13 protein-coding genes and 1 other annotated feature are annotated in these 16,528 nt (G+C 53.1%); of the genes, 9 read left to right on the top strand and 4 right to left on the bottom strand.

Going from position 1 to position 16,528, the window contains the following annotated elements:
* Nucleotides 1-71: 71 nt before the first annotated feature.
* From E1757_RS00530 to E1757_RS00540, 3 genes are all read left to right on the top strand, one after another.
* Nucleotides 72-296, top strand: a complete 225-nt coding sequence (locus E1757_RS00530) for a cold-inducible protein YdjO-related protein (RefSeq protein ID WP_133224860.1) — start codon at nt 72-74, stop codon at nt 294-296.
* Nucleotides 297-678: 382 nt separating this feature from the next.
* A complete protein-coding gene (locus tag E1757_RS00535; RefSeq protein WP_133224861.1) occupies nt 679-1,011 on the top strand; it encodes a PadR family transcriptional regulator in 333 nt (110 codons plus the stop codon).
* On the top strand, nt 1,008-2,324 hold the full coding sequence (locus tag E1757_RS00540) for an FtsW/RodA/SpoVE family cell cycle protein (protein WP_165971892.1): 1,317 nt from the start codon (nt 1,008-1,010) through the stop codon (nt 2,322-2,324). Before E1757_RS00535 ends, E1757_RS00540 begins: the two co-directional genes overlap by 4 nt.
* 136 nt (nt 2,325-2,460) lie before the next feature.
* Here E1757_RS00540 and E1757_RS00545 read toward each other — a convergent pair whose 3' ends face one another.
* The 3 genes from E1757_RS00545 to E1757_RS00555 all read right to left on the bottom strand — a co-directional run bounded on the left by E1757_RS00545 (nt 2,461) and on the right by E1757_RS00555 (nt 5,849).
* On the bottom strand, nt 2,461-3,378 hold the full coding sequence (locus E1757_RS00545; RefSeq protein WP_425464814.1) for an RpnC/YadD family protein: 918 nt from the start codon (nt 3,376-3,378) through the stop codon (nt 2,461-2,463).
* 453 nt (nt 3,379-3,831) lie between these two features.
* The gene (locus E1757_RS00550) at nt 3,832-4,404 is read right to left on the bottom strand and encodes a GerMN domain-containing protein (protein ID WP_133224865.1); all 573 of its coding nucleotides are present in this window, start codon (nt 4,402-4,404) and stop codon (nt 3,832-3,834) included.
* A gap of 23 nt (nt 4,405-4,427) precedes the next feature.
* Nucleotides 4,428-5,849: an N-acetylmuramoyl-L-alanine amidase family protein gene (locus tag E1757_RS00555; RefSeq protein ID WP_133224866.1), complete on the bottom strand. Its 1,422-nt coding sequence runs from the start codon at nt 5,847-5,849 to the stop codon at nt 4,428-4,430.
* 582 nt (nt 5,850-6,431) lie between these two features.
* Here E1757_RS00555 and E1757_RS00560 point away from each other — a divergent pair.
* The 5 genes from E1757_RS00560 to ileS all read left to right on the top strand — a co-directional run bounded on the left by E1757_RS00560 (nt 6,432) and on the right by ileS (nt 13,827).
* Nucleotides 6,432-7,232 (top strand): SDR family NAD(P)-dependent oxidoreductase, encoded by an 801-nt coding sequence (locus tag E1757_RS00560; RefSeq protein WP_133224867.1) that lies wholly within the window; start codon nt 6,432-6,434, stop codon nt 7,230-7,232.
* Between the two features lie 85 nt (nt 7,233-7,317).
* Complete coding sequence (locus E1757_RS00565) at nt 7,318-8,406, top strand: Gfo/Idh/MocA family protein (protein WP_133225643.1); 1,089 nt, start codon at nt 7,318-7,320, stop codon at nt 8,404-8,406.
* A 272-nt stretch (nt 8,407-8,678) separates the two neighbouring features.
* On the top strand, nt 8,679-9,608 hold the full coding sequence (locus E1757_RS00570; protein ID WP_246079011.1) for a Rossmann-fold NAD(P)-binding domain-containing protein: 930 nt from the start codon (nt 8,679-8,681) through the stop codon (nt 9,606-9,608).
* The gene (locus tag E1757_RS00575) at nt 9,601-10,203 is read left to right on the top strand and encodes a transglutaminase-like domain-containing protein (RefSeq protein ID WP_133224869.1); all 603 of its coding nucleotides are present in this window, start codon (nt 9,601-9,603) and stop codon (nt 10,201-10,203) included. Before E1757_RS00570 ends, E1757_RS00575 begins: the two co-directional genes overlap by 8 nt.
* 178 nt (nt 10,204-10,381) lie before the next feature.
* Nucleotides 10,382-10,642, top strand: a binding site (T-box leader).
* A 104-nt stretch (nt 10,643-10,746) separates the two neighbouring features.
* Entirely contained in the window at nt 10,747-13,827 is a 3,081-nt protein-coding gene (ileS, locus tag E1757_RS00580; protein ID WP_133224870.1) for an isoleucine--tRNA ligase, read from the top strand.
* Between the two features lie 602 nt (nt 13,828-14,429).
* On the opposite strand, the gene E1757_RS00585 is transcribed toward ileS, so the two are convergent.
* A complete protein-coding gene (locus E1757_RS00585; protein WP_133224871.1) occupies nt 14,430-15,098 on the bottom strand; it encodes a DUF559 domain-containing protein in 669 nt (222 codons plus the stop codon).
* A 371-nt stretch (nt 15,099-15,469) separates the two neighbouring features.
* On the opposite strand from E1757_RS00585, the gene E1757_RS00590 reads away from it, so the two are divergent.
* Nucleotides 15,470-16,429 (top strand): D-2-hydroxyacid dehydrogenase family protein, encoded by a 960-nt coding sequence (locus tag E1757_RS00590; protein ID WP_133224872.1) that lies wholly within the window; start codon nt 15,470-15,472, stop codon nt 16,427-16,429.
* The last annotated feature ends 99 nt before the right edge of the window (nt 16,430-16,528 follow it).

Genomic DNA, 16,528 nt, shown 5'->3' on the forward strand with positions numbered 1-16,528 from the left:
GTGCTTGCCAATCCTCGTCTTCTGTATAATAATAAGTAGTCTAGAAAAAACGCAGGGAGATCTGATTGGAAATGGCAACTACGATTTTAGAGGAACAGAAGCAAGAGCTGGAGCAAATCGAAATATGGAAGTGCAAGCAGCCGGAGTGTAAAGCCTGGACACGCAAGGAGTTCGTGACGGAAGCTTCGCCTAATTGTCCTTTATGTAATAGTCCAATGCTGCGCAGCTACAAGCACGTGCCGGTTGTACATAAGAAAGGCAACAAAAAATTTTTGCTGGGCAAGGCACGCGCCTAGTATCAGAAAACAGCAACGGGAAGACTGCCGGTGGTAGTCTTTTTTGTTTGTCTGGATTGTACGGAAAGTATGGATGCCTGTACTGTACTGTATTTTACTGAGCTTTACTGAGCTTTACTGAGCTTTACTGTACTTTGCTTCGCACAGCCTTAACAACAATGCGCTCGTCCTTAAGGACGGCAAAGCGGCTTATCCTTGCCACACCGGGCCGGGGCATCAAGCCAGAAAAGACGTGGCCTACCGCATCCAGTAAACAGGAAGCATCCATCCTGTAAGGCTTCGTTTGAACTCTGAATAAAACTTTGTTAATATATACATAGATTTACGATGCATAGATTGACTATGTAAAATGCTATCCGATCACATGGGGGTGCCGCTAAACGTGAGTGTCAACAAAGAACTGCTGAAGGGAAGTACGGGAACGCTTATATTGACTTTGCTGGAACGTCGGGACTTGTACGGCTACGAATTGATCAAGGAGCTGGAGCGAAGTTCCGACGGGACGTTCAACTTGAAGGAAGGGACGCTGTACCCGATTCTTCATGGAATGGAAGCGGAACGGTGGGTCGAATCGTATTGGCAGCAGGCCGATGGCCGCAAACGCAAATATTACCGCCTGACGGATAGCGGAAAGCGGCAGCTGCTGGAGAAAAAGCAGGAATGGCGCTTGTTCCGAAATGCGGTAGATCGTGTGCTCGGGGAGGGACAAGGATGAAGGCAAGCGACAACCACCCTCTGATCGATGATTATTTGTCTTCTGTGTGCGGCTGTGTCAAAGCGAGAGAGCTGCACAAGGAGATCAGGCAGGAGATGGCCGGCCATCTGGAAGAACTCGTTCACGCGAAGCGGGGGGAAGGCTGGGACGAGGAGGCCGCAGCACAATGGGCGATTCGCCAGATGGGCGACCCTGAAGCGGTGGGACGGGAGCTTAATAAAGTACATAAACCGAGAATCCCGTGGGGGCTTGTGTGCTGGGTAGCCGTTTTGCTCGTTATCTCGCTGGTAGCTATGTACGCCGTCGAGCTCGCTTATGCCACCAATGAGAATTCAGCTTTTGCTTCCTTCCACTTTTTGTTGAGAAAAGCTCAATTTACGATGATAGGTCTTCTTATTATGGCTCTGCTCCTGTTCTTCGATTACCGGAAGCTGCTGAATTATTCATGGGCGATTTATGCGTGTACGCTGCTGGTTTCGCTTGCAGCAATTGTATGGGGGCCTCAAGTCAATGGAATGAAAGGGTATTTGTATTTCGGGCCCGTTTCTATAGATTGGATAAATGTGAGCCCTTTTCTGTTCATACTGGCCGCCGCAGGCTCGCTGCACAACCGGGATTCGAGCAAAAGGTCGCTGGCTCTGCAGCATCTGCTGTTCGTGTTCATTCCTGCATCGGTGTATTTGATAGCGCCTTCTATGTCTTCCTTGCTGATCTATGCTTCGGCTTACCTGCTGCTGCTATGCGCAGTGCGTACAGGATGGTTTGCCGCCGGGTCGCAGGCGCTGGTGTTTGGAGCGATAGGAGGTCTATATATTGTGTCGGGATATGGGAGAATGAGGCTGGAGGCTTTTTTTCACCGATATGATCATTCTATGGATGCGGGATACATGTACGTCCAAATCGACGATGCAATCCGTTCCGCCGGCTGGTGGGGCCATGGGTTCGCTGCCGTAAATAAAAAGCTGCCTTATATTCATTCGGATACGATTTTCACTTATCTCATCTATAGTATGGGATGGCTGGCCGGAGGCGTCATCGTCACGTGCGCCGTCTGGTTCGCCGTTCATCTTCTGCGCATCTTGGTCGAGGTGAGGGACGGGTACGGCAAGCTGCTTATCAGCGGCTTATCCGCTTTGCTCATGGTCCAATTTATATGGAGCATCGGTATGTCGCTCGGTGTTCTTCCGATCCTGGGGGGAGCCAGTCTCCCGTTTGTCAGCTATGGAGGCAGTCATCTGCTTGTCGAAATGGCCGCTATGGGAGTCATATTTAGCGTATACCGGCGCAAAGATACGATCAGAATCAAAGGATAGCGGGTTTGAAAATAAATGTATGCCATTATAGCCGGCCTTCGGGTCGGTTCTTTTTGGTTCAGCGTTTTTGGCGCCTGATCCGGTTCGGCTTGACGGAAAGTTCGCCCAAGTGAAGGGAACCAGACAGACTCCCTATTTACTGTCTGTTCAGCTTTTGCTGCGCTTCATAGGTGTCTTCAACAAGTTTACGCGCCTCGTCCGGACGGGAAGCTCTGAACAGCCGGTCGGCCAATTGTTCGACAAGCTCCAAATTCGTTAATTGTGCTAATTGATCGTGGATGTCGTGCAGGCTTTCCCCGAAATGCGCGGCCATATATTTGCGGATAAGCTCAATCATGCCCTCCAGTCTGCCCTCGATCTTGCCCTCGATCTTGCCCTTTAGCTTACCCGCCAGCTCGGCGTCTTCTTCCCAGGCCGTCTTCAATTCCATGATCCGTTCCTCCTCCCTCGGGTGCAATAACGTTATTTCTTTATGCAGCTGTCGCTTTTCCGCTTCGTTCAAAATAAGATAGGTATCGAAAAAACAGGCGATTAAATGTATTTTGGCCGGATCAAGCTCCAGCCGGATCAGCATGCGGAGAAACTCCTTTTTCACCTGCACTCGCTCATCTTCATTATATCCCATTTTACTTAAAAGCGCAGCGGCAACGGGGTTTTCCTGCTTGATATAATCACGCCAGTTGTTTTTACGCAGCTCCACGGTTTTAAACTGAAAGTCCAACACACGCATAAAGGGAAACTCAAGCCGGAACGCATCCGGTTCCTCCTTCGCGGCATCGTAGCTGAATACGGCGATCGGCAAAATGCGGCAGCGGTATTTTTCAAACAGGCGGCTGAAATAAACAAACATCCGCTCGGCAAATGCGGTCTGATAGTAGGCTTGCGCTTCAAGATGAACGATGATCAAGGCCGGCTGCTCCTTCAGCCTGGTTTCGATCAACATATCGACTCGGCGCTTCTCCCCTTCGACGATGTCGGTGAAAACTTCCTCTGACAGGAAAACGACATGATTGAAATCGATGGCTTCATAAATTTGCGGAAAAAAGAGCGCCATGAATTCATCGAAAAAAGTATGTATCAACTCCTTGAACAACCGGTCGTGATCGATCAAATAGGGACCCCCATTCCAGCTTAAAAGTGGGTGCTTTTCCTTATTATACCAAACATATGTTCGGTGTAAAGTGGAAGTTTTTGGCGACTGGTACGGGAATGGAGGGCATAACAATATAAAGGCATTTGAGCAGCGGGTAGGGAAGTGTATGGCAACAAGAGGGGGCGAACGGTAGGGAAACGGACTCATGACCACAGGAGGGGCTCAAACGTTAGGAAGCGGATGCCGACAAGACAGCATGAACAGCGGGACAAGGAATATTCAAGGTGAAAAAAGCAGAACGCCCAACCCCGGCAAATGCGGGATTGGGCATACAAGCGGCGGGACAGCGGTTTCGCTGAAGAGCGATGACGGACGGGAAGGAAAATGCCTGCTGTCCTTCCTCCCCGGCTTCCGTTACGGCTGTTCCCGTTTGATCGGATGCGGCAAATCCATGTGGCCCATGAGCGATTCGGCAGGCTTGCCGTCCACTAAAATATCGATGGCGTCCACTTCCTTAAACTGAAACAAAGTTTGCCGAATGGCATCCAGCAGCATTTTTTCGCCTGGGGCTCCAAGGCGGCCTTCCCCGGATACAGTCAAGTCCACGTTCAGCTTCTTATCCTTCAGCTCGGCCGATTTAAAGCCGAGAGCTCCGGCGAGAGGAACGAGCTTGCCGTCCTGCGGGACGTTTTTCAGCGCCTGGAGGGCGGCCATGTACTTGTCCTTTTCATCTTTGTAAGAGATGGTAACCTCTTTCTCCACAAGCTTCGTTGCCTGCTCGTCGCCAAAGTAAGCTTTAATCGGCAGCGATACGGCTTCCTTCTCGGCAGGCGGCTTTTGATCGGGGGGAGCCGTTTGGCCCCCGTTTGCCGGAGGTGTCGAGCCTTGGGAGGCAGGACCGCTGTCGGTCGGTTTTTGGCCGCAGCCGGACAAGGCGAGAGCGACCACGCCGATAATAATTAAACTGCGAATGGTATGCTTATGCATCGAAACACCACCTTTTTTCTGTCTTACTGAATATGAAGCTGCTCTTTGATTCCAGCCACGATTGCAGCGGCAACCTTGTTCTGGAATGCGTCGTCAAACATGGATGCGGTATCCAGCGGATTGGACAGGTACCCCACTTCCAGCAGCACAGCAGGCATATTTGTTATTTTTACCACGCGGAAAGGCTGTTGACGCACCCCACGGTCCGGAAGCCCGGTCGCACCCGCAACATGCTTATGCATGATTTGGGCAAAATCAACGCTGTCCGATTTGTAGTAATACGTCTCCGTTCCTGTAGACGTCGATAAGTAGCTGTTGCCGTGGATGGATACGAAAACATTGGCGTTTCGATCGTTTGCAAACTGGGCACGATCATCCAACGGTACGAAGGTGTCGTCATTTCGCGTCAGGTAAGGTTGGATTTGCGGTTCTTGCTGGAGCAGGTTGTACACTTTCAGCCCCATCATCAGATTGAATTCTTTTTCGCTTCTGCCGTTGACGGCTTTGGCGCCAGGATCTTGATCTCCGTGTCCGGGATCGATGACAACCTTGTAGGTGCCTTTCTTGAAAATACCGGCAAGCGAGGCGGCGTTCAGCCCGGGCTCCCACATCAGGTCAACCGGTTCCTTCATATCGAGCACAATCCGGACGGTCGACGGATTCGTATTAAACAAGGAATACCGGACATTCGTGACATATACATTATTGGATACAGTTTCTCCACTTTTCGCGGCCTCATTCTTATACAGCGAAGGATCCAGCACGGCATTGGGAATATCGACTACAATCCGTTCCGGTGCGCGCAGAGGAAACACGTTCGGCTTTAATTCTCCCGCGTCGGCCGTGATGACCAATCGCTCGGCGGTCATATCGATCTTGTTAATGACCGGCAGAGGCTTCCCGTTGACATCCGCAGCAGGTCCGTTCGCAGGCGGCTTGTCCGACGGATTTCCGGCTTGTCCAGGCGTCGTCGTTACCTCTCCGGGATCTGCGGCAGGCTTCGCCGTCAAATAAACGGCGCGCTGCACATCGTTCCAATTCACTTCGATGCCCATATTTTCGGCAATAAACCGGACCGGCAGCAGCGTGTTGCCTTCGATCAGCAGCGGCGCGGCGTCCAGCTTGTTCAAGACTCCGTTCACATTGGCCGACAGCTGGTCGATTACCATCTCGATGCTCATGGCGTCTTTGGTGATCGTTACTTGTTGCGCGGCTTGACTCCATGTGACCTTGCAGCCGAGCTCCTCGGCAATAATTCGGACGGGAACCATGGTCACATCTTTAATGATCCGGGGGGCGACCTCCGGTTTTAATTGTTTTCCATTTAAAAATAAAGGCACGCCGGCCGCAGCAGCTTGGGGATTTGCGAATGCCAGGGCGGGTACCATAAAGACTATGAGCAGCAGCGATAATAGTGCGGATCTCCATATCAATCTTAACTTCATCGTTCACCTCTAAGCAGTAATCATTGTGATGCAATCCTTATGAACAATTAGCTTCTACCAACGACATGCGGCATGCAATTCCGCGTTTGCTCAGTTGCAAAGAAAGGATAAGTTTTTATGCTTGCTTCGCATAACCTAGACAACGCGCTCGTCCCTAAGGACGACGAAGCCGTTTATACCTGGCTTTTTGATGACATTTTTGACAGCATCACTCTCCTTTTTTCAACAACGTTCCAAATAGTTAGACTCCGGTTCAGTCAAAATGTTGCATTTTTCCAATACATTTTTGTCCAACGTGTGAATGAGTTTCCACGATTTCGACACATTTCATTGTATTTAAGCGGATAAAAGATCAATTTATGGCGTTACCCGTTCCTGAATCATAGACAAGTTCGGTCGGTTCAGCGCTTAAACGCGAACTCGCAGCATAAGCATACATCGAAAAGTAGAAGGAAGTTATTTCCGGTTCATGGGTAAGGTTGTATAATAAAGAAAGCACTTCTCAAATTTTCAAGAATACCAAGCAAAGAAAACGCTTACGAAGTCTGTTTCGCCAATACGAAACTTTTAGGAGGAGAGCCAATGAACTTGGGATTAGCCGGTAAAATTGCTATTGTCACGGGGGCAAGCGCGGGAATCGGATTAGCCTGCTCCAAAGGGCTGTTCGAGGAGGGAGCTTCCGTCGTCATGGTGGCGCGCGATCCCGACCGCATGCAGCAGGCTGCAGCAGCGATTGTTCAGGGGCACCCTGCAGGAGAGGAGAATCGCATCGTGACGGTGAATGGCGACATGCGCGAGCCGGAAACGGCGAAGCGTACGGTTTCCGCTGCGCTGGAACGTTTTGGACGGATTGATATTTTAATTAACAACGCCGGAGCGGCGAAGGCCGGCTCGTTTTTCGAGATGCCCGAGGAGGAGTTTGTGGAAACCTGGAATTTGAAGCTGCTCGGCTACATCCGGATGGTGAAGGAAGCGGCGCCGCTTATGATCAAGCAAGGGGACGGACGTATCGTCAACATCGTCGGCGGAGCCGGACGTACGCCCAGCGCAGCGTTCCTTACCGGCAGCACCGCCAATGCGGCGCTGCTTAATTTTACAAGAGGGATTTCCAAGGAATTGGCCAAATCCAACGTAAGAATTAACGCGATTTCGCCGGGCACGACGGCTACGGAGAGGGCGGAACGGTTGGCGGAGCAGCAGGCGGCGGCCAAAGGGATTACCGTCGACGCCCAGAAGGCGGAGATCAGCGCGTCCATTCCGCTCGGACATAGGGTGGATCCGTCCGAAATCGCAGCGATGGCGCTGCTGCTCGTCTCCGACCGCATTCCGTCGATAACGGGTACGGAGATCGTAATCGACGGCGGGCAGCAGCCGGGCGTGTAGCGAAAAAGGAGCGCGTCCGCCTTGTTCGCGGGCTTCACAGCCGGACGAAACCGGCAAAGGCAATGAATGAGGAGAGTGAATCATGATGAGTAAGCCTATGCAATTTAGTATTATCGGCGGCGGCGGGTTCCGCTCGGCGTTTTTTCTTAGAATCGCGCAGGCGCTGCCCGATCGCTTTCAGGTATCCGGCATGGTCGTTCGGGACGAGGAGGCAGGTAGGGAGCTGGAACGGACATGGAATGTGTCCACCTACCGCACACTCGACAGCATGCTGGAGCGGGAGCGGCCGGACTTCGTCGTCGTGTCGGTCAAAGCGGCGGCATGCCCGGGATATTTGTTCGAGCTCGCGGAAAGGGGGATCCCGACGCTTGCGGAGACGCCGCCCGCACCCGATTTGGAAGGGCTGCTGGCGCTTCATGAGCTGACCCGGCGAGGCGCCAGGATCCAGGTGGCGGAGCAGTATCATTTTCAGCCTGTGCATGCGGCGCAGCTGGCGATGATTGATGGCGGCATGATCGGCGAGGTCACCCAGGCAACGGTTTCCGTCTCCCACGGATATCATGGGATGAATATGATCCGGAAGCTGCTGGGCGTCGGATTCGAGGAAGCGAAAATTCGCGCGATGCGGTTCGAATCGCCCTGGGTGTCGGGACCTAACCGGCAAGGCCCGCCCGTCGAAGAAAAAATCGTCACGTCGAAGCGGGAAATCGGCTGGGTCGACTTCGGCGAAAAATTGGGCATTTACGACTTTACGAGCGACCAGCATCGCTCCTGGATCCGGTCGAATCACATTTCGGCCCGCGGCGTGCGCGGCGAAATATTCGATGACCATGTAAAAATGCTGGCCGACTTTGCGACGCCGGTGCAGTTGGATATAAAACGGATCAACCGCGGCGAGAACGGCAATCTGGAAGGCCATTTTCTCCGCGGCATCATGGCGGGGGAACGATGGATGTACGACAATCCGTTTACCCCGGCGCGGCTGTTTGATGATGAGATCGCGATTGCCACGTCATTAAGCAAGATGGGCGAGTATGCGGCGGGCGGTCCCGGATTTTACGGGCTGCCTGACGCTTCCCAGGATCACTACCTCGGCCTGCTGCTTGCGCAGGCAATCGAAACGGGCGAAACCGTAACGGCCGTCCGGCAGCCTTGGAGCGAGCTCCAAGCATAGCGGACAAGGCCATTGCCCATTGCGGTGCAGCCGCATGGCAAGGGCGCCGCCTAACGTGAAGAACCGTTCAAGTCACGAATGTGACGGCGACGGTTCTTTTTTTCAATTGAAAAGGAAGTTCCGCACATTACTCTGCCGATCTTGACCTTCGGACGCAAACCTTTTCCGTCAGGTGACTCAGAAAGCTATTGACATATCGCCTTCCTCTAATTATTGTATTTATATTCATTTAAATGAATAAAAATACAAAAGAGGTGAGAGGCTTGAATCATGTGCTGTCTTTAAAAGAACTCGACAAGGAGACTCTATACTCAATTATCCGTAAAGGCATCGAGATTAAACGAAACCCGGAGCATTATTACCATGCTTGCGAAAGACGCGGTCTGCTCATGCTGTTTCAAAAAACGTCCACCCGCACTTATTTATCCTTCCAGTCGGGGATGCATCAGATGGGCGGTTACGCGGTACCGATGGATTGGGAAGCCAGCAATTTCAGCATTTCGCCGATCCGCTACGAGGTGCAATATGCGTCAAGAAACTGCGATGTCATTATGGCCCGGTTAAAGAAGCATTCGGATTTGCTGGAATTGGCTCAATATTCGCAGGTTCCGGTTATTAACGGCTGCTGCGATAAATACCATCCGTGCCAGGCATTGGCCGATCTTATGACGATATATGAGGTGCGCGGGACATTCGCGGGCGTGACGCTGGCTTATGTCGGCATTCATAACAATGTGGCCAATTCGCTGATTGCGGGCTGCATGACACTGGGCGTGAAGCTGCTGCTCGTAACCCCGATCGTGAACGAAGCTTCATGGGATGAGGAGCTGATGCAGGCCGCCTCCCGCAGCGGCTGGATCGGGCATGCGGACAGCTTGGCGGACGTTGCTTCAAAAGCGGATTTTATTTATACGGATACGTGGGTGGATATGGAATTTTTCAACGATCCTCAGTATGAGGAGGAGAAAAACCGGCGGCTGCGGACGATGCTGCCCTTCCAGCTGAACAGGCGGGAGCTGCAGGGCAATAAGCCTTACATTATGCATGATATGCCGATTCATCCAGGCTTCGAGATTGAGGAAGAACTGATTGAATCGGAGCAGTCCGTCATTTACGAGCAGGCCGAGAACCGCATGCACGTTCAGAAAAGCTTGTTGCTGCATTTGCTTCATGCCGTGAAGGGGGAGGGCAGCTATGATTGAATCCGGCCATTTGAATGATTTTTTGCAAGAAACGGACGAGATGGATTATAGCCATCCGATGGTCAGGGCGAAGATCGGGCAGCTGCTTGACAAGTCGATTTCCGAAACGGCGTTGATCCGGACCGCTTATGAATTCGTACGGGATGAGATCGCGCATTCCTGGGATATTCAGAGCACGAGAGTGACCCGCAAAGCCTCGGAGGTATTGAACTTCGGGGAAGGCATCTGCTATGCGAAGGCCAATTTGTTGGCGGCTATGCTTCGCGGGATGGGGATTCCAACGGGCTTCTGCTACCAGCGGCTAACGTTGGGCGATACACCCGAGACGGGCTATGGCGTGCACGCTTTAAATGCCGTTTACATGTCGAGCCGTCATAAATGGATACGTTTGGATGCGCGCGGCAATAAGGATGGAGTGGATGCGCAGTTTTCGATTATGGAGGAGAAGCTTGCTTTTCCGGTAAGAGCGCATTTCGGCGAAGTGGATTATCCGGGTATTTACCCGCTGCCGCATGTCAAAACGATAGAGGTACTGAAGGCGCATACCGACTGCCTCGACATGTATCTTTACCATTTGCCCGCGGAGATCGATTAGCTTGCAGCCAGGGAGTCGAAATGTGATGGGACTCGTGTCAAAGCGGTTTTAACGTGTCGGAAATTGCAACTGGCCCTGTTTGCGATAAGGCGGGACCGGCCGGTCCGTCGCGCTGAGCTAATGCCCGGTTGACATTCGACGCGACTTGGTGTAAAAATGTATTAACTGAATGCAATCATCAAATTCATTGACGAGAACGAGTACGCTAAACCCCTTGATCCCCAGAGAGTTGGCCCTGCGCTGAAAGCCGACGTTCAAGATTTGGCCGAATATCCTCTCCGAGAAGGAAGGCTGAAACGTTGAATTCGTGTAAGCCGCCCCGGGATCCCGCCGTTACAAGGGCCGCGTATGATGGTACGTAGTGGAGTGCCGTAAGATCGTCGTCATGAGGGTCGTTACGGAATTAGGGTGGTATCGCGAGTCCAATCTCGTCCCTTACGGGGCGGGATTTTTTTGTTTTCCAGTCAAAGCCGTTATCCTTGTTTACGCGTGTTGCATTCGGTTTTAAGGCCGAAAATGAGTCCGGGGAAAGGAATGAAATCCATGAGAAAAGTAGATGTCAAAGAAAAGGCGAGAGCCCGCGAGCTGCGCGTGCTGGAGCAGTGGAGGCGGGATAATACGTTTCGCAAATCGATCGAAAACCGTTCGGGAAAGCCGAGCTTCGTTTTTTACGAGGGACCACCGACGGCGAACGGCAAGCCGCATATCGGGCATATGCTGGGGCGCGTGATCAAAGATTTTATCGGCAGGTACAAAACGATGTCCGGCTATCGCGTCGTCCGCAAAGCCGGGTGGGATACGCACGGGCTTCCGGTCGAGCTGGGCGTGGAGAAGGAGCTCGGCATTTCCGGCAAGCAGGAGATCGAGGCTTACGGGATTGCCGAATTTGTGGAGAAGTGCAAAAGCAGCGTATTCGAATACGAGCGGCAATGGCGCGAGCTGACCGAGGCGATCGGTTACTGGACGGATATGGATGATCCGTATGTGACGCTTACGAATGACTACATCGAGAGCGTCTGGCATATTTTATCCGATATTCACGGCAAAGGGCTGCTGTACAAAGGACATCGTGTCAGCCCCTACTGTCCCGACTGCCAGACGACGCTCAGCTCGCACGAGGTTGCGCAAGGCTACGAGGATGTCAAAGATTTGAGCGCCACGGTGAAATTCAAAAGCAAAGCGGGCGACGCCGCGTTTCTCGCCTGGACGACGACCCCGTGGACGCTGCCCGCCAATGTGGCGCTTGCCGTTAACAAGGAGCTCGATTATGTCAAGGCGAGGCATGACGGGGAAGTATACATCGTAGCCAAAAATTTGGCGGAGCAAGTGTTCAAGGGCGAATACGAGGTGCTGTCCGCGCATAAGGGAGCGGAGCTCGTCGGTACGCCGTACGAGCCGCCGTTCGGCTACATCCATGCGGACAAAGGTCATATCGTAGTCGACGCGGATTATGTCAGCGATACGAGCGGCACCGGGATCGTCCACATCGCCCCGGCGCATGGCGAGGACGACTACCGTACGGTTCGCGAGCACGGGCTCGATTTCGTGAACGTGGTCGATTTGGCAGGCCGCTATACGAGCCAGGTCGCCGATTTTGCCGGACGCTTCGTCAAGGATTGCGACGTCGACATCGTCAAAAACTTGTCCGCGCGCGGTTTGTTGTTCGCCAAGGAGCGCTATGAGCACAGCTATCCGTTCTGCTGGCGCTGCAAATCGCCGCTGCTCTATTATGCAATGGAGAGCTGGTTCATCCGGACGACAGCGGTCAAGGAGCAGCTGATCGAAAACAACAGCCGCATCGACTGGTATCCCGCCCATATCCGCGAAGGACGCTTCGGCAAGTTTCTAGAGGAACTGGTTGACTGGAACATCAGCCGAAACCGGTATTGGGGGACACCGCTCAATATTTGGATATGCCGGAACTGCGGCTCGGAGTGCGCGCCCGGCAGCTACCGCGAGCTGAAGGAAAAGGCGGTGCAGCCGATCGGCGATGCGCTGGAGCTGCATAAGCCTTATGTCGATCAGGTGGAGCTTCGCTGCTCTTGCGGCGGCGTGATGACCCGAACGCCGGAGGTGATCGACGTCTGGTTCGACAGCGGCTCGATGCCGTTTGCCCAGTATCATTACCCGTTCGGCAGCCGTGAGCTGTTCCATGATCAATATCCGGCGGATATGATCTGCGAGGGGATCGATCAGACAAGGGGCTGGTTTTTCAGCCTGCTGGCCGTGTCCACGCTGTACACCGGTCAACTTCCGTACAAGGCGGTCATTTCGACCGGACATATTCTGGACGAAAACGGGCAAAAAATGTCCAAGAGCAAAGGCAACGTCATCGACCCTTGGGATATTATCGAGGAGCTGGGCACGGACGCTTTCCGCTGGGCGCTGCTCGCCGACAGCGCTCCTTGGAACAGCAAGCGGTTTTCCAGACAGATCGTAGCCGAAGCGAAGTCGAAGGTCATCGATACGATTCATAATGTGCATGCTTTTTACGCGCTGTATGCGACGATCGACGGCTATAAGCCGGAAGAACATCCGCGCCGGCCGTCCGGCCATTTATTGGACCGCTGGGTGGTATCGCGGTTGAACAGCACTTTGCAGCAGGTCGTTGCGGGGCTGGAAGCCAACGATTATATGAATCCGGCGAAGCGGCTCGAATCGTTCGTCGAGGAGCTGAGCAACTGGTACATCCGGCGTTCGCGCGACCGCTTCTGGGGCAGCGGGATGACCGCGGACAAAGCCGCGGCGTATCAGACGCTGCGGGACGTGCTGCTGACGCTGGCCCGGATGGTCGCGCCCTACGCGCCGCTGATTGCCGACGATCTGTACGGCAATCTCGGAGGCGACGGCAGCGTGCACTTGGCGGATTATCCGAAAGCGGACGAGAGTGTGATCGACGCCGGGCTTGAGCGCGACATGGAGGCGGCCCGGCAGATCGTCGAGCTGGCGCGCAGCATCCGCAACGAAACGGCGATCAAGAACCGCCAGCCGCTGTCGGAGCTGCTCGTTTCGCTGGGCCGCGAGTTTAATTTGAACAGGTTCGAGGAAATCATCCGGGATGAGGTCAACGTGAAGCAAATCCGAGTCGAGGCCAGCGACAGCGGCTTCGTCAGTTACAGCTTGAAGCTCAATTTGAAGGCCGCAGGCAAAAAATACGGCAAATTCGTCGGCCCGGTGCAAAGCAGGTTGAAGCAGCTGTCGGCTGCCGAAGCAGCGCAGGCAGTGTCCGACGGATTTCTGGACGTAACGGTTGAAGGCGAGAAGCTCCATCTTACCCTTGACGAGCTGCTGGCGGAAAAGCAGGCCAAGGAAGGCTATACGTCGGCCTCCGGCTATCAGATGATCGTGGCGTTAAATACGGTTATTACCGAGGAACTGGAGCAGGAGGGGCTTGTCCGCGAAGTGATCCGTGCCGTTCAGGATTACCGCAAAAAGCTCGGGCTGCCGATCGAAAAGCGGATCCATCTCGTTCTTGATGCCGACAATGAGCTGCAGGGAGCGCTGGAACGGTTCGATCATGTGCTGCAGGAAAGTGTACTGCTCAGCCGCGTCCGGTACGCCGCAGAGCCGGAGATGGAGCCGGTCATGATCGGGGATAAGCAGCTTCGCATGAAGATCGAATAGTCATCACATGATTCGAGGAGACGCGAAGCCGATCGAAATTACCGCAATTGGTAAAGGAATGACATTGAAAGTACGCCGGGCGGGGGCCGAGTTAAGCGGCCCCCGCGCTGGTCATGAACGCCAAACCGGTGTATTCGTATCGTGTTTGGGGATTGTATAGGGAGACACCAGGGGGCGTTCGTGCGCCCCTTAAAATTTCTCGACTTTATGGTCAGATGCGGTAAAATTAATTTTTATTCGAAATCGTCGAACCTATTTTCACGTGCTTATAACGGCATGGAAATCACCGCTAGGATCGTCAGTACTCTTCTCCATAAGTTAAATCAGGATTTCCATATCCCTCTAGGTTCCATAAAAAAACGTCGCTACGTTATCATAGCGGCGTTTTTTGTCGCCTTTTAAATTCAGCGGCTGATAAAAACAGCGTATGTGCAGTTATTTTCAATCAAAACCGCATGTTTGAAAGGAAAGCCTGCAATTGTACATGAAATTCATGCTATTGCTGTCTGAACTTGAGATTGAGCTGTGAAAAAATGTATTTTTGCAGGATTGATACGTGGCGGATAAACAAAAAAATAAAAAGATGTACGATCGCAGGTTTTCTATAATAGCTGCATCGCGCTTCGTTGAAGCTCGTACCGAACGACATGTTTGCCTTCCGCTCCGGTTACAGCAGAAAACCAGCCTTTCGTACAGAGCGATTGCAGCGTTCGAACGGCTGTGCGATGATTGATGCTTAAATGAGTCTCTACATCGATGGGGCGCAGCGGACGAGCGAGTTTACAGGCGAGACGAATGATTTCTTGCTCAGCTACGCTTTTCAGGCTGACAGGAGAAGATTCCGACTGAAAGCGACTAAGAATCATGCGCAACAGCGTGATGCATAGTTCAGGACGATAAGCGACGTCGTCATAAGCAAAAGAAATCACCTGGAAACCCAGTGCGGATAAAAAAGTTTCCCGGTTCAGTTCATTGCAATATTTTTGTCTGTCCATATCCCGAACGTGCGGACCGAAGCCTTTGATTTCGATGATCAGCTTCACCGCCAACGTCAGCCAGGCGAAATCACAAAAATAGGATCGGCCGCGCCAATCGAGCACTTCGAATTCCGGATGCAAATCGTCGAAATTTCCTCGGAAAGGCCACCATATATTGCGGCAAAACAATATCTCGGCTTCTTGGTGCCCCCTCTCTAGACGGCCTTTTCGTTCTCCTGTTCTTCTCTGCAAGTGGTACTGGATAAATGCAGCATGCGCCTCCTCGACATTCATCTCCGGCATCCCTCCCGAATTAAAGAAGAACGTCCCGGTACCATTCGCGAAGGAATGGAGCGGGACGTTCTTCGTCTCTAGATTTTATTATAATGCGAAGCCGATCATTTAACCAGACCGGCTTAAATATAAAAGCATTCAGAAGCTCGAGGTGATATTGGACATTATGCTAGCGATGATTTTAGCTGTCCATTTGTAGGGAATCAGCTTGAGGCTTGGACGGAGCGGGATTGTTTTTTGCGCCAAACGGCCAAAAAACGGTTGTTCCGTACCGGTTTTATGGTAATCTGGACATGATGAAGAGATGGTTTCCGATCCGTCCGATGGGTACTTCTCCGAAATTATCCAAACATGAAGGAGGTCAAGCATGGATGAAACTGCGCTGTGCGATACTTGACGATTACCAGCACGTTGCCCTGACGATGGCCGATTGGTCGTCAATCGCCGACAGGGTGGAGGTTGAAACGTTCAACCGGCATATCGACAATGAGGATGAGCTCGCCGCTGCGCTGGGCGGGTTCGATATGCTGGTCATCATGCGCGAACGGACTCCGTTTCGCGCCCCGCTTTTAGCGCGCCTGCCGCGCCTGAAGCTGCTGGTCACGACCGGGATGCGGAACGCGTCCGTCGATCTCGAAGCGGCTGCCGCGCAAGGTATAATCGTCTGCGGTACGTCGGGCAACACATCGCCGACTGCGGAGCTGACCTGGGCGCTGATTCTCGGGCTTGCCCGCCGCCTTGTGCAGGAGCATCAGGCGGTCCAGCATATTGGCCCGTGGCAATCGACGCTTGGAGCGGATTTATACGGCAAAAGGCTCGGCCTGCTCGGTCTTGGCAAGCTGGGCAGCCGCGTGGCGCAAATCGGGCTGGCATTCGGCATGGAGGTAACGGCATGGAGCCAGAATCTGACGAAGGAAAGGGCCAATGAAATAGGAGTCCGTCTCGCAGTCTCCAAGGAAGAGCTGTTGGAAACAAGCGATTTCGTTTCCATTCATCTTGTGCTCAGCGAGCGGACGAGAGGCCTGATCGGCTCCGCGGAGCTCAGACGAATGCGCTCGTCGGCGTATTTGATCAACACGTCCCGTGCTCCGATCGTCGACCGCGGCGCGCTCATCGAAGCGCTGCAAAACCGCTGGATCGCCGGTGCAGGCGTCGATGTATACGAAAAGGAGCCGCTGCCCGGCGACGACGTTTTCCGCTCGCTGCCGAATCTGCTGACCACGCCGCATCTCGGGTATGTGACGCAGGATAATTACCGCGTATTTTACGGAGATGCGGTAGAAGACATTCGCGCCTACCTGGACGGATCGCCGATCCGCCGTCTCAACTAGCAGATCGTTTCAAACATAACGCTCGCGCTAAAGGCTAATGAGCCGGCGAATGCGTCCGTGCATGGTACACGAAATCGGCTTCGAAGTCATCTCCAAAGT

Origin of the sequence: Paenibacillus piri (genome assembly GCF_004354045.1) — a bacterium.
GTDB lineage: Bacteria > Bacillota > Bacilli > Paenibacillales > NBRC-103111 > Paenibacillus_S > Paenibacillus_S piri.